Origin of the sequence: Lysobacter yananisis, assembly GCF_031199375.1 — a bacterium.
In the GTDB taxonomy this organism is placed as follows: Bacteria; Pseudomonadota; Gammaproteobacteria; order Xanthomonadales; family Xanthomonadaceae; genus Lysobacter; species Lysobacter yananisis.
Genome location: NZ_CP133568.1, coordinates 1,735,693 through 1,748,887 on the forward strand (window position 1 = coordinate 1,735,693; position 13,195 = coordinate 1,748,887).

The 13,195-nt window shown below is 70.2% G+C and carries 11 protein-coding genes and 1 pseudogene; 5 read left to right on the top strand and 7 right to left on the bottom strand.

Going from position 1 to position 13,195, the window contains the following annotated elements:
* Nucleotides 1-172 precede the first annotated feature (172 nt).
* Nucleotides 173-1,135, bottom strand: a pseudogene (locus RDV84_RS07380) (LysR family transcriptional regulator); the annotation flags it as partial.
* A gap of 506 nt (nt 1,136-1,641) precedes the next feature.
* Between RDV84_RS07380 and RDV84_RS07385 the strand changes: the two are divergent.
* The 5 genes from RDV84_RS07385 (at nt 1,642) to RDV84_RS07405 (ending at nt 8,984) form a co-directional block, all read left to right on the top strand.
* Nucleotides 1,642-1,923 carry a DUF2798 domain-containing protein gene (locus RDV84_RS07385; RefSeq protein ID WP_057949649.1) on the top strand — a complete coding sequence of 94 codons (282 nt, stop codon included), beginning with the start codon at nt 1,642-1,644 and terminating at the stop codon, nt 1,921-1,923.
* On the top strand, nt 1,920-2,924 hold the full coding sequence (locus RDV84_RS07390) for an SDR family NAD(P)-dependent oxidoreductase (protein ID WP_309152939.1): 1,005 nt from the start codon (nt 1,920-1,922) through the stop codon (nt 2,922-2,924). The genes RDV84_RS07385 and RDV84_RS07390 overlap by 4 nt, the downstream gene beginning before the upstream one ends.
* Nucleotides 2,921-4,141, top strand: coding sequence for an efflux RND transporter periplasmic adaptor subunit (locus RDV84_RS07395; RefSeq protein WP_078996570.1), 1,221 nt, complete (start codon nt 2,921-2,923; stop codon nt 4,139-4,141). Before RDV84_RS07390 ends, RDV84_RS07395 begins: the two co-directional genes overlap by 4 nt.
* A gap of 225 nt (nt 4,142-4,366) precedes the next feature.
* Complete coding sequence (locus RDV84_RS07400) at nt 4,367-7,540, top strand: efflux RND transporter permease subunit (RefSeq protein ID WP_057949647.1); 3,174 nt, start codon at nt 4,367-4,369, stop codon at nt 7,538-7,540.
* Nucleotides 7,533-8,984 carry an efflux transporter outer membrane subunit gene (locus RDV84_RS07405; protein WP_309152940.1) on the top strand — a complete coding sequence of 484 codons (1,452 nt, stop codon included), beginning with the start codon at nt 7,533-7,535 and terminating at the stop codon, nt 8,982-8,984. The genes RDV84_RS07400 and RDV84_RS07405 overlap by 8 nt, the downstream gene beginning before the upstream one ends.
* Nucleotides 8,985-9,551: 567 nt before the next feature.
* Here RDV84_RS07405 and RDV84_RS07410 read toward each other — a convergent pair.
* The 6 genes from RDV84_RS07410 to RDV84_RS07425 form a co-directional block, all read right to left on the bottom strand.
* Complete coding sequence (locus RDV84_RS07410; RefSeq protein WP_057949645.1) at nt 9,552-9,977, bottom strand: ketosteroid isomerase-related protein; 426 nt, start codon at nt 9,975-9,977, stop codon at nt 9,552-9,554.
* On the bottom strand, nt 9,974-10,078 hold the full coding sequence (locus tag RDV84_RS25995; protein WP_425606436.1) for a DUF6053 domain-containing protein: 105 nt from the start codon (nt 10,076-10,078) through the stop codon (nt 9,974-9,976). Before RDV84_RS25995 ends, RDV84_RS07410 begins: the two co-directional genes overlap by 4 nt.
* Nucleotides 10,044-10,118 carry a DUF6053 domain-containing protein gene (locus tag RDV84_RS26000; protein WP_425606435.1) on the bottom strand — a complete coding sequence of 25 codons (75 nt, stop codon included), beginning with the start codon at nt 10,116-10,118 and terminating at the stop codon, nt 10,044-10,046. The genes RDV84_RS25995 and RDV84_RS26000 overlap by 35 nt, the downstream gene beginning before the upstream one ends.
* Nucleotides 10,119-10,165: 47 nt before the next feature.
* Nucleotides 10,166-10,909 (bottom strand): MHYT domain-containing protein, encoded by a 744-nt coding sequence (locus RDV84_RS07415; protein ID WP_057949644.1) that lies wholly within the window; start codon nt 10,907-10,909, stop codon nt 10,166-10,168.
* Nucleotides 10,910-11,064: 155 nt separating this feature from the next.
* Nucleotides 11,065-11,868 carry a V4R domain-containing protein gene (locus RDV84_RS07420; protein WP_078996567.1) on the bottom strand — a complete coding sequence of 268 codons (804 nt, stop codon included), beginning with the start codon at nt 11,866-11,868 and terminating at the stop codon, nt 11,065-11,067.
* A 220-nt stretch (nt 11,869-12,088) separates the two neighbouring features.
* On the bottom strand, nt 12,089-13,090 hold the full coding sequence (locus RDV84_RS07425; protein ID WP_309152941.1) for a pyridoxal-phosphate dependent enzyme: 1,002 nt from the start codon (nt 13,088-13,090) through the stop codon (nt 12,089-12,091).
* Nucleotides 13,091-13,195 lie beyond the last annotated feature (105 nt).

The window sequence follows — 13,195 nt, forward strand, 5'->3', positions numbered from 1 at the left end:
TATCGTCGCGCCGCGCCGGCGCCGGGTCGGCCTTGGCCGCGCCGCGCGCCTTGGCCGGGCGCTTGCCGCCGTTGTCCATCGCTTCGGCGATCGCCTCGATCGCTTCCACCACCGGCACCGCGATCGCGCGGGTGTCGCCGGCTTCCTTGGCCAGGCCGTGCGCCATCGCCGCTTCGGCTTCCTCGGACGCCTTGCGGAAGCGCTTGGCGTCGGGGCACAGCACCTGCATGTAGTCGGCGTCGAAGTTCAGCCGTTCGACCAGGAAGTCGACGAACGCGCGCACCTTCGGCGATTGCACCTGGCCGCGCGGGAACACCGCGTTGAATTCGTACTCCGGGCCGGTCCAGCCGGCCAGCACGCGCTGCACATAGCCTTGTTCGGCGAAGGCCTTGACGGTGACGTCGGCGGCCAGCATCAGCGCTTCGCCGCACAGCAGCGCGCCGCGCAGCGGGCCGGGGTCGTTGGCGACCATGACCGGGTCGACCACGTAGTCGACGGTGCGCTCGCCGTCGCTGAGCGGCCACACGTATTCGTTGTTGCTGCGCCGCGACTTGGGCATGGCCAGGGTGCGGTGGTGGCGCAGGTCGTCGGGGTGCAGCGGCTCGCCGTGGCGGGCGAGGTAGTTCGGGCTGGCGTAGATCTGGGTGCGGAACACTGCCAGCTTGCGCGCGATCAGGTTCGAGTCGGGCAGGCTGCCCAGGCGCAGGGCGACGTCGATGCCCTGGTCGATCATGTCGACGGTCTCGTTGCTGAGGTTCATCTCCACCCGCACTTCCGGATGGCGCGCATGGAACTCGCCCAGCAGCGGCGCGATCCAGGTGATGCCGACCGAGTACGGCGCGGTGATGCGCAGCCAGCCGCGCGGGCCGCCCTGCAGCTGGCCGACCGCGCTCTCGGCCTCGGCCAGTTCGCGGGCGATGCGCTGGCAGTGTTCGTAATAGACGTTGCCGGCCTCGGTCAGGCCGAGCTTGCGCGTGGTCCGGTGCAGCAGCTGCGCGCCCAGGCGCGTTTCCAGCTCCTGCACCTTGCGGCTGACCGTGGTCTTGGGCAGGCGCAGCGCCTGCGCGGCGGCGATGAAGCTGCCGCTTTCGACGACTTTGACGAAGATCAGCGTGTCGTTGAGATCGTGAGCCATGGGGGTATGGACTCCTGGTTCGGTGGCCGGAACACAGCGGCGCGTACCCGAAGCCGGTAAGCGATTGTGTTCGAACGCGAGGCGGAAGGTGTGTCGATGTGTAGGTGTGTACGTGCAGCGAACAGCGATGCGCGGCCGCCCCGCGGTGCGTCGCGACGACGCGGGCGGATCGCGGTCTGCCGGCATGCGGCCGGCCAGTCCCTTGCTGCTTGGCGCCCGCCGGCTCCTGCCGGCGCGGTGTACGTGATGACGGCTGTCACCGGCAGGGATTGATCGCCTCCACTGCCGTCGTCGCGGGCGAACCGCGACAGTGGCGCCGTCGTGCGATGCACTGCCTGGCGGACCCCTTGCCGCGCTATCGGGTTGGGGACGGGCCATCCGGCCTTCAAGGGGCCTCGGGTCGGGATTGGACCGTTGCCGGGACAATTATTCCCTGAATCCCGGGCTAATCAAGACCCGTTCGCGTCTCTAACCTGTGCCGCACATCGTCACGAGGTCCCCCCGCCATGTTGACCCCACGCCAAGCCAGGTACGCATTCCTGCCACTGATGCTGGTGGCCATGTCCGCCCTGATCGGGCTGGCCGTGGTCGTGTTTCGCCAGGGCCTGGCCCAGGGCGCCGAAGAAGCGTGGATGCTGGCCTGGGTGCTGGCCTTCACCATCGCCCTGCCCGCGGCGATGTTGCTGATGCCGGCGATCGGCGCCGTGCTCGCGCACTACACCCGGGATGACAAGCATCACGTGATCATCCCGGTTGTGGGAGAGAAAGTCCCAGGAGCGGGACAATGAAAGCCCCTTTGGTTGTACTCGGTGCCACCGGCGGCGTCGGCCGCGGGGTCGTGCAGGCCGCGATCGACGCCGGCCGCCCGGTCATCGCGGTGGCGCGCCGGTCCAGCGAACTCAAGGCGCTCAAGGCCGGCTACCCCCAAGCCGACCTGACCGTGCTGGCCGGTTCGGTCGCCAACGACGCCGCCGGCGCCAAGCTCGCGCGCGCCCTGCGCAAGCTCGGCCGGCCGTTCGCGGGCGTGGTCGCGGCGGTGTGCGGCAGCGCCGAGCGCGGCCGCCTGCTCGACAGTCCGGCGCAGTTCCTGCGGCGCAAGCTCGACGAGGATCTCCTCCCCCACCTCGCCGCGGCCCGTCACCTGCTGCCGCTGTTGGCCGAAAGCGATCGCGGCGGCACCTACGTGCTGATCGGCGGTCCCGGCAGCGAGCACCCGTGGGCCGGCTACGGCCACCGCTCGATCGGCGCGGCCGCGCTGCGCATGCTCGCGCGGGTGCTGCACGACGAAGCGCGCCAGCAGGCCGTGCGGGTGCAGCTGCTGGCCGTCGACACGCCGGTGTGCACCGAGTTCAACCAACGCCATTCCTGCCCCGAATGGCCCAGCGCGCTGTCGGTCGGGCAGCGCGCGCTGGCGCTGATCGACCACGACGCCGGCGACGAACCGCCGCGTCCGATCGTGCCGTACGCGGTGCGCGCGCCGGGACCGGCGTTGTTGCCGCCGCGCATCCGCCTCCCCTCTCCGCCCGCCAGCCGCGAACACGCAACGCCCGCCAGCTCCGCTCCGCCCGCTACCCGCCTGCCCGCTATCAGCACGGCCCCTACCAGCCCGGCCCCTACCAGCACGAACACCGTACCCAAGACGGTCCCGCTTCCCGCAGCCGCGATCGCAACCGCGCAAGAACCGGACTGCACGTCCGACGACAAGACCCAACGATGTCTGCTCGACGCGCGCGCCCTGCTGAAGTCGCTGACCGCACCGAATCCCAAACAGGAACCCACCCCACGATGAGCACCCGTCACTTCTCCGTCCGCTCCGGCAAGCCCGGCGTCGGACTCTCCGTGCTCGCGTTGACCGCGAGCCTCGTCATCGCCCTGGCCGCCGCCGGCTGCGGCAGCCAGGCCGCCCCGCACGAAGGCGGCGCGCCGCCGCCGCCGGAAGTCAGCGTCGCCCAGGTCCTGAGCAAGCAGGTCCGGCAGTGGGACGAGTTCACCGGCCGGGTCAGCGCGCCCGAATCGGTCGAGCTGCGCGCGCGCGTGAGCGGCTACGTCGACCGCGTCGCCTACAAGGAAGGCCAGGACGTCAAGAAAGGCGACCTGCTGTTCGTGATCGACCAGCGCCGCTACCGCGCCGAGCTCGCCCGCGCCCAGGCCGAACTGGAACGCGCGCGCGCCGAAGCGCGCCTGGCCCAGACCCAGGACAAGCGCGCCCAGACCCTGGTCGAGGCCAAGGCGATCTCGCGCGAGGAGTTCGAGACCCGCCGCGCCGCCAGCACCGGCGGCGACGCCGCGGTGCGCGCGGCCGAAGCCGCAGTGGCCTCGGCCCAGCTCGACCTGACCTTCACCGAAGTGCGCTCGCCGATCAACGGCCGCGCCGGCCGCGCCCTGATCACCGTCGGCAACCTCGCCTCGGCCGACCAGACCCTGCTGACCACGGTGGTCTCGCAGAACCCGATGTACGTGTACTTCGAGGCCGACGAGCAGACCTACCTGCGCTACAACGAGCTGGCCCGCAAGGGCGAGCGCGCCGGCGACAAGAACCCGGTCCGCATCGGCCTGGCCGGCGAGAGCGGCTACCCGCACGCCGGCACCGTCGACTTCACCGACAACCAGCTCGACGCCAACACCGGCACCATCCGCGCCCGCGCCGTGGTCCCCAACGACGAGCGCGTGCTGACCCCGGGCCTGTTCGCGCGCGTGCAGCTGGAAGGCAGCGGCGACTTCAAGGCGATGCTGGTCGACGACAAGGCCGTGCTGACCGACCAGGACCGCAAGTACGTCTACGTGCTCGGCCCGAAGAACGCGGCGGTGCGCAAGGACGTCAAGCTCGGCCGCATGATCGACGGGCTGCGCGTGGTCGAATCCGGGCTGGCGCCGACCGACAAGGTCATCGTCCACGGCGTGCAGAAGGTGTTCTTCCCGGGCATGCCGGTGCAGCCCAAGAACATCGCCATGGGCGCGCCGGCACCGGCGCCCGCGGCGCCGGGCGCGGCGGCCGGGGCCTTGTGATCCGGACTTAACCGCCACCCCGCGAACCGGCCGGATCTACCTGTCGTCATCCCCGCGAAGGCGGGGATCCAGGGCCTTTCGGGCGAGAACGCTTGAAGCCTCGGAATTCCCGCTTTCGCGGGAATGACGAATCTCCAGCCGGTTCACAAGCAATCAAAGGCCGGCCCGCAGCAACGGGCCCGGCCGGGGACCCATGCGGCTCATCGCCGCACCAAGGAATCCGTCATGGACTTTTCCAAGTTTTTCATCGACCGGCCGATCTTCGCCGCGGTGCTGTCGATCGTGATCTTCGCCGCCGGCCTGATCTCGATACCGATCCTGCCGATCAGCGAATATCCCGAAGTGGTGCCGCCCTCGGTGGTCGTGCGCACCGTGTATCCGGGCGCCAACCCCAAGGTCATCGCCGAAACCGTCGCCACGCCGCTCGAAGAAGCGATCAACGGCGTCGAAGACATGATGTACATCAAGTCGGTCGCCGGCTCCGACGGCGTGCTGGTCACCACCGTGACCTTCCGCCCCGGCACCAACGCCGACGACGCCGCCGTGCGCGTGCAGAACCGGGTCAGCCAAGCGCTGGCGCGACTGCCCGAGGACGTGCGCCGCCAGGGCGTGACGACGCAGAAGCAGTCGCCGGTGTTCCTGATGGTGGTGCACCTGACCTCGCCGAACGGCAAGTACGACACCTTGTACTTGCGCAACTACGCCCGCCTGCACGTCAAGGACAACCTGGCGCGCCTGTCGGGCGTCGGCGACGCGCAGATCTTCGGCGGCGGCGACTACGCCATGCGCGCCTGGCTCGACCCGGACAAGATCGCCTCGCGCGGCCTCACCGCCGGCGACGTGGTCCGCGCCATGCGCGAGCAGAACGTGCAGGTCTCCGCCGGCCAGCTCGGCGCCGAGCCGATGCCCAACAGCAGCGACTTCCTGACCCTGATCAACGCCCAGGGCCGCCTGCGCGACCAGAAGGAATTCGGCGAGATCGTGCTCAAGCGCGGCGACGACGGCGAAGTGGTGCGGCTGTCCGACGTCGCCCGCCTGGAACTGGGCGCCGGCGACTACAGCCTGCGCTCGCAGCTCGACGGCAAGAACGCGGTCGGCATCGGCATCTTCCAGGCGCCGGGCGCGAACGCGCTGCAGATCCAGGAGCAGGTCATCGGCACGATGGACCAGCTCTCCAAGTCGTTCCCCGACGGCATCAAGTACGAAGCGGTGTACGACACCACCATCTTCGTGCGCGATTCGATCAAGGCGGTGGTCTCGACCCTGCTGGAAGCGGTGCTGCTGGTGGTGCTGGTGGTGATCCTGTTCCTGCAGACCTGGCGCGCCTCGATCATCCCGCTGATCGCGGTGCCGGTGTCGGTGGTCGGCACGTTCTCCGCGCTGTACCTGCTGGGCTTCTCGATCAACACCTTGAGCCTGTTCGGATTGGTGCTGGCGATCGGCATCGTAGTGGACGACGCGATCGTGGTGGTCGAGAACGTCGAGCGCAACATCGAGGAAGGCCTGAGCCCGCTCGACGCGGCGCACCAGGCGATGAAGGAAGTGTCCGGCCCGATCGTGGCGATCGCGCTGGTGCTGTGCGCGGTGTTCGTGCCGATGGCGTTCCTGTCGGGCGTGACCGGCCAGTTCTACAAGCAGTTCGCGGTCACCATCGCCATCTCCACTGTGATCTCGGCGATCAACTCGCTGACCCTGTCGCCGGCCCTGGCCGCGCGCCTGCTCAAGCCGCACGGCGCGCCGAAGGATGCGCCGACGCGTCTGATCGACCGCCTGTTCGGCTGGCTGTTCCGTCCGTTCAACCGCTTCTTCGCGTCCAGCTCGGAGAAGTACCAGAGCGCGGTCTCGCGCACCCTGGGCAAGCGCGGCGCGGTGTTCGTGGTCTACGCGGTGCTGCTGGTCGCCACCGGCTTCATGTTCAAGATCGTGCCGGCCGGCTTCATCCCGCTGCAGGACAAGCTGTACCTGATCGCCGCGGTCAAGCTGCCCGAGGGGTCCTCCATCGCCCGCACCGACGCCCTGCTGAGCAAGGTGACCGACGTGGCGATGAAGACCGAAGGCGTGCAGCACTCGATCGCCTTCCCGGGCCTCAACGCGGTGCAGTTCACCAACACGCCCAACACCGGCGTGGCGTTCCTGCCGCTCAAGCCGTTCAGCGAGCGCAGCCGCAGCGCGGTGGAGATCACCGCCGAGCTGAACCAGAAGATCGCCGGCTTCCAGGAAGGCTTCACCTTCGCGCTGATGCCGCCGCCGATCCTCGGCCTGGGCAACGGCGCGGGCTACCAGATGTTCATCCAGGACCGCAACAACCTCGGCTACGGCGCGCTGCAGAACGCGGTCAGCGCGTTCCAGGGCACGATCATGCAGACCCCGGGCATGGGCTACGCCAACAGCACCTACCAGGCCAACGTGCCGCAGCTCGACGCCGAAGTGGATCGGGTCAAGGCCAAGGCCCAGGGCGTGCCGCTGACCGAGCTGTTCGACACCCTGCAGACCTACCTGGGTTCGGCCTACGTCAACGACTTCAACCAGTTCGGACGCACCTGGCAGGTCATCGCCCAGGCCGACGGCAACTTCCGCGACAGCGTCGAGGACATCGCCAACCTGCGCACCCGCAACGACCGCGGCGAGATGGTGCCGATCGGTTCGATGGTCACCATCAAGCAGACCTTCGGCCCCGACCCGGTGCTGCGCTACAACGGCTATCCGGCCGCCGACATCGCCGGCGACGTCGACCCGCGCGTGATGTCCTCGGCGCAGGCGATGGACGTGGTCAAGGACGTGGCCTCCAAGGTCCTGCCCAACGGCATGGAAATCGAGTGGACCGACCTGAGCTACCAACAGGCCAGCCAGGGCAACGCGGCGATGATCGTGTTCCCGCTCGCGATCCTGCTGGCGTTCCTGGTGCTGGCCGCGCTGTACGAAAGCTGGACCCTGCCGCTGGCGGTGATCCTGATCGTGCCGATGTGCATGCTCTCGGCCCTGCTCGGCGTCAAGCTGACCGGCGGCGACAACAACGTGTTCGTGCAGGTCGGCCTGGTGGTGTTGATGGGCCTGGCCTGCAAGAACGCGATCCTGATCGTCGAGTTCGCCCGCGAACTGGAACTGCAGGGCAAGGGCATTGTCGAAGCCGCGCTGGAATCGTGCCGCCTGCGTCTGCGTCCGATCGTGATGACCTCGATCGCCTTCATCGCCGGCACCGTGCCGCTGGTGCTGTCGCACGGCGCCGGCGCCGAGGTCCGCTCGGTCACCGGCATCACCGTGTTCGCCGGCATGCTCGGCGTGACCCTGTTCGGCCTGTTCCTGACCCCGGTGTTCTACGTGGCGCTGCGCAAGATGGTCGGCAACAAGCTGGTCTCGCACGGCGACCACCACAATGTTTCGGAGACGGTCCATGCGTAATCTCAAGCTCCCCGCGGTCGCGTTGCTGACGCTCGCGCTCGCCGCCTGCGCGGTCGGTCCGGACTATGTCCGGCCGACCCTGGCCACGCCGGAGAAGTTCGCCCGCGGCGACGCCGAAGCGGCCACCGACGGCACCGCCGCGCCGGATCCGGCGGCCGAGTTCTGGCGCAACTTCAACGACCCGACGCTGACGCGTCTGGTCGAGGAGTCGCTCGGCGCCAACCACGACCTGCGCATCGCCCTGGCCAACTACGACCGCGCCAACGCGCTGTTGCGCGGCGCCAAGTTCGACCGCTTCCCGACCATCACCGGCAGCGCCAGCGGCAGCGACACGCGCTCCAGCAGCGACCAGATGCCGGGCGTGGACAACCGCGGCCGCGACAACGAGAGCTACAGCGCCCAGGCCAACGTGAGCTGGGAGCTGGACGTGTTCGGCCGGGTGCGCCGCAACGTCGAGTCGCAGCGCGCCGACACCTGGGCCAGCGCGGCCGACCTGCAGGCGATGCAGGTGGCCATCGTCGGCGAAGTCGCGCGCAGCTACGTCGAGCTGCGCGGCCTGCAGGAACGCCTGCGGGTCGCGCGCGAGAACGCCGAGAACCAGCAGGAGACGCTGCGTCTGGTGCAGGCGCGCTTCGACGCCGGCCGCGGCACTGAGTTCGACACGGCGCGCGCGCGCGCGCAGCTCGAAGCGACCCTGGCGCGGGTGCCGAACCTGGAAGCGCAGGTCGCGGTGACCCAGCACCGGCTCGCGGTGCTGACCGGGCAGACGCCCGATTCGCTGGTCGCCGAACTCGACCAGGCCGCGCCGCTGCCGGCCTTGCCGGCGCGGCTCGACGCCGGCACCCCGGGCGAACTGCTGCGCCGCCGTCCCGACGTCGCCGCCGCCGAGCACCGCCTGCACGCGGCCACCGCGCGGATAGGGGTCGCTACCGCCGACCTGTTCCCGCGCTTCACCCTGTCGGGCCTGATCGGTTCGCAGGCCATCGACACCAGCGCGCTGTTCGAACGCGCCAGCGAAACCCGCCTGGTCGCGCTCGGCATCGACTGGTCGTTCCTCGACATCGGCCGCGTGCGCTCGCGCATCAAGGCCGCCGACGCCAGCGCCGAAGGCGAACTGGCGCGTTACCAGCAAAGCGTGCTGCTGGCGCTGGAAGACACCGAGAACGCGCTGGTGCGTTATGCCCGCGCGCGGGTCGAGGACCAGCACCTGGAGCGCGCCGCGCAGGACAGCCTCAAGGCCGCCAAGCTCGCGCGCGTGCGCTACGAGGCCGGCGCCGCCGACCTGTTCGAAGTGCTCGACGCCGAACGCACCCAGCTGCAGGCGCAGGACGCGTTCGCCGACGGCCGCACGCGTTCGGTCACCGGCGCGATCGCCTTGTACAAGGCGATGGCCGGCGGTTGGCCGGCGCGCGAGCCGGTGCGCGAAGGCATGGCGCGCAACTGAGCCGAACGCAGGGAGCGGGGACGCAAGTACCGGCAGAGCGGGTCTAGCGATCGGTTGGGACGCAGTCCCGACCCGTCGTGGCGAGATGGGCGAATCGCAACGACTGCGATGAGCGCATCCGACGATCCCGCGCTTGCCTCATCCCCGTTCCCTGCGGTTCACCGCTTTCCGACCGACGATCCCGGCCTGCGGCGCGGCCCCTCCCCTCTCTTACCGCCGCAGGCCGCTCGTCGGTCTTTTTGAACGCTGACGGCGCGGCCGCATGGGCCGCGCCGGTTCCAGAATCGATTCGCCCGGGACGCATCGCGCGATCCTCGCGGTGGGGCGCGCGCGGCGCGTCCCGGGCGGTCGGTTCGGATGGACGTCCGCGGCCATGCGGCCGCGGCGCCGCTTTCCTCGGTCCGACGGGCCGGTCGCGGCGGCATGCGCGGCGCGGCCACGGGTTCCGCCGGCCGCGCAGCGCGCGGGCGCGACCTGGTAGCGCGTCCGCGCCGCAGCCGCCGCGGCCGTCTCGTCGGCTTTTTTGCCGATGGATGCGCGCGGCGATGGCCGTCGCGGCCCTCGCCGTCAGCCGCCGACCTGGGCGACCCAGTGGTCGAGGTTGTAGTAGTTGGTCACGCGTTGGATCTTGCCTTCGCGGATCTCGAAGAACGCCCCGCCCGGCAACACGTACTTCTGCCCGCGCGCCTCCGGCAGGCCCGGGTCGGTGGCCAGGTATTCGCCGTGCACCACGTATTCCGCCGCCGCGCGGGTGCCGTCGGCCGAGGCCATCACCACGATGTCGCGCAGCTGCTCGCGGTAATGCCGCGCCATCCGCTGCAGGAACGCGGCGAACGCCTCGCGCCCGGTTTCGCGCGCGCCCTGGTTGAGGTCGTGGGCGACCTCGTCGCCGAGCGTGGCCAGCATCGCGTCCCAGTCGGCGCGGTTGAAAGCGGCGTAATAGGACAGCACCAGTTCGGTGGCGCGGTCGTGGTGGCGTGCGGCTTCGGTCATCGTCGATCGTCCTGCGTTGCGGGGCAGGCGCATGATCGCGCAGGCGCGGCTGTTGTGGGAGGGCCTTCAGGCCCGACGCTTTTCGCTCCGTGGCGACGCAGCGACCTGAAACGAAAGCATCGGGCCTGAAGGCCCTCCCACAACAGCCGCGCCTGCTTCAGGCCGGCGCGGTCAGGCCGGCGCCCTCATCAAATCCGCACCATCGCGCGCTGCCGCTGGCGCAGCAGGCTGATGGTCAGCACCGCGGCGAGCAGGGCGGTGGTGACCACGAAGATGCCGATGCCCAGGTAGCCGCCGCTGACGCCGCCGGCGGCGGCCGCGTTCTTGTCCGGGACGAAGCTCGCCGCGAGCATGCCGGTGTAGTGCATGCCGCACACCGCCACGCCCATGACCAGCGCGCTGCCGAGCATCTGGCCCCAGCCGCGCAGGTTGAAGGCCAGCCACAGCGCCACGATCGAGGCGACCACGGCGATCGCCGCCGACGCCACCACCAGCGTGCTGTTGTAGACCGTGTCGGCCGGCATCAACATCGCGGCCATGCCGGCGTAGTGCATCCCGGTCACGCCCAGGCCCATCAGCACGCCGCCGAGGATCAGCTTGCCCCAGTTGAAGACGCCGGTGCCGGCGATGGCCAGGCCGGCCATGCACGAGACCACCGCGACCACCGCCGAGCCCAGGGTCAGCGGCAGGTCGTAGGTCACCTCCACGTTCATGCGGCAGGCGAGCATGGCGATGAAGTGCATCGCCCAGATCGCGCCGCCGCCCATGGCGATGCCGGCCGCGGTGACCGCGCGCCAGCGCGCCGCGCCGGTCGCGCCGGGGATGGCGATCGCCAACTGCAGGGCGGTGAACGATCCCAGCACCGACACCACATAGGAAAGAATGACGAGCAACGGGTCGTGGACGCATTGAATCGCATGGTCGAGCGGCATGGCGAACCCCCTGGTGGATGGGTTGTACGGCTGGATAGGAACAGCAATCGGCCGCCCGGGCGCCGTCCCGCGCCAAAGCGGCATCCCACGCCGGCGCGTGCGTCGGCGCGTGGCGCCGCGGCGTCCCGGCCGCGGCGGTCGACCGGTCTATCCGGTCAGGCTTCGAATTCGAACCGGCAGGTCTCCGCGCCGGTATTGCGGCACTGGCTCTCGACCACCCGCACGGTTCCGCCGTGCTGGCCTTCGAGCAGGCCGCCGAGCATGCCGCGCAGGAAATGGCAGCACTCGCCGTGTTCGCCGCGATGGCAGAAAGGGCTGTTGCGCACGCGCAGGACGTCGTCCTGCAGTTCGGCCTGGACCAGCTGGCGCATCGCCGGCAAGGCGATGCGGCGCACCGAGTCGGCCAGCGGCAGCTGACCGCCCAGGGCGAAGTCGCGCTTGTAGACCCAGGCGCCGACGCGCTGGCCGATGTAGCGCAAGGTCGCCTCGCGCTGGGCCGGCGGCAGCTCGCGTTCCAGCGCGACCAGCTGCAGCAGGATGTTGGGATAGTTGCGGGCCAGCTGCGGCAGCAGCGTTTCCACCCGCTGCACGTCGATCGGCGCGGCGGTGGCGGGCGTCGGCGCCAGCGGCGGCGCCGAGGCCGCGGGCGGCGGCGGGGCGGACGCATGGCCGTTGCCGTTGCCGGCGCCGTTGGCGCGCACGGGCGGCGGCGGCGCGCTGCCGCCTTCGTAGGGCGAGGCCTCGAAGCTCTGCACCAGATGGTGCGTGCCGAGCTTCTCTTCCAGCACCAGCAATTGATCGGCCGGCCCGCGCACGACCATCACCAGCACCACGCCCTCGTCGCTGTTGAGCATGCGCTGGCGCAGCAAGGTGAAACCGTTGGCGATGACCACCTGTCCCAGGGCCAGCAACAGGCCGTCGCGGCGCTCGGAGACCACGCGAAACTCGACATCCACCATGCAAAACTCCCCGGCCTGTGCGCTGGTCCGTATCGCCCTGTTCGGAGCGGTCCGCGCGGCATGACAGGGACTGGCGCGCGATGGCGCAGCGTGCCAGTTGCGTTAACAAAAAACGTAAACGCTTATCACAGAAAAGTCTGGTTTTTATGCGTTTTATGCGGCCCGTGTGCACCGCCTCAACGCATGCCGCATAACAAACGCAAACCGAATCGGCAACCGGTCACGACGGCTTCGCGGCGAACCATTGCGCGGCCAGATCGAGGTCCACATTGCCGCCGGAGACGATCAGGCCGACGCTTTTGTTCGCGAATGCGTCGCGATGGGCCAGCACCGCCGCCAGCGGCACCGCGCCGGACGGTTCGACCACCAGCTTCATGCGCTCCCAGATCAAGCGCATCGCCGCGATCGCCTGCGCGTCGTCGACCAGCAACACCTCGCGCACGCGTGAGCGAAGGATAGGGAAGGTGAGCGTGCCCAACTCCGCGCGCAGACCGTCGCAGACGGTGTCGGCGACGCGGCCGGTGATGCGCTGGCCCTGCGCGAGCGAGTCGTGGGCGTCGCGCGCGCCGAGCGGTTCGGCGCCGTAGACGGCGATGGCGGGGTCGGCGCCCTGCGCGGCGATGGCGGTGCCCGAGAGCAGGCCGCCGCCGCTGACCGGCGCGATCACCGCGTCCAATCCGGGCGCGGTGGCCATCAGCTCCAGCGTCGCCGTGCCCTGGCCGGCGATCACCCGCGGATCGTTGAACGGATGCACCAGCACCCCGCCGGTGCGCGCCAGCACCTGCGCGGTGACCTCGTCGCGCGAGGCCTGGCCGGGTTCGCAGAACACGACGTCGGCGCCGTAGGCGCGGATCGCGGCGAGCTTGACCTTGGGCGTGTTGTGCGGTGCGACCACGGTGGCGCGCGCGCCGCGCAGGCGCGCGGCCAGGGCCAGCGCGCCGCCGTGGTTGCCCGAACTCTGGGTGACGATGCCGCGCGCGGCGTCCTCGTCGCTGAGCGAGAACACCGCGTTGCAGGCGCCGCGGAACTTGAACGCGCCGCCGCGTTGCAGGTTCTCGCACTTGAAGTGGAGCCGGCAGCCGGCCAGTTCGTCGAGCGCGCGCGAGGTCAGCACCGGGGTGGCGTGCGCATGCGGCGCGATCCGCGCGGCGGCGGCGAGGATGTCGGTGTAGACGGGCGCGTCGGCGGGCGCGGCCGGGGTCGAGGAGTCGTGTGCGTTCATCGCACAAGCGTAGCGCAGGCGCCGCGGCGCCAGGATGGGGGGCGTGGCGGATGCTCCGGTCGCGGCGGCGCGCGGCAGGGCCACGCCGCCCTGCCCCATCGTGCA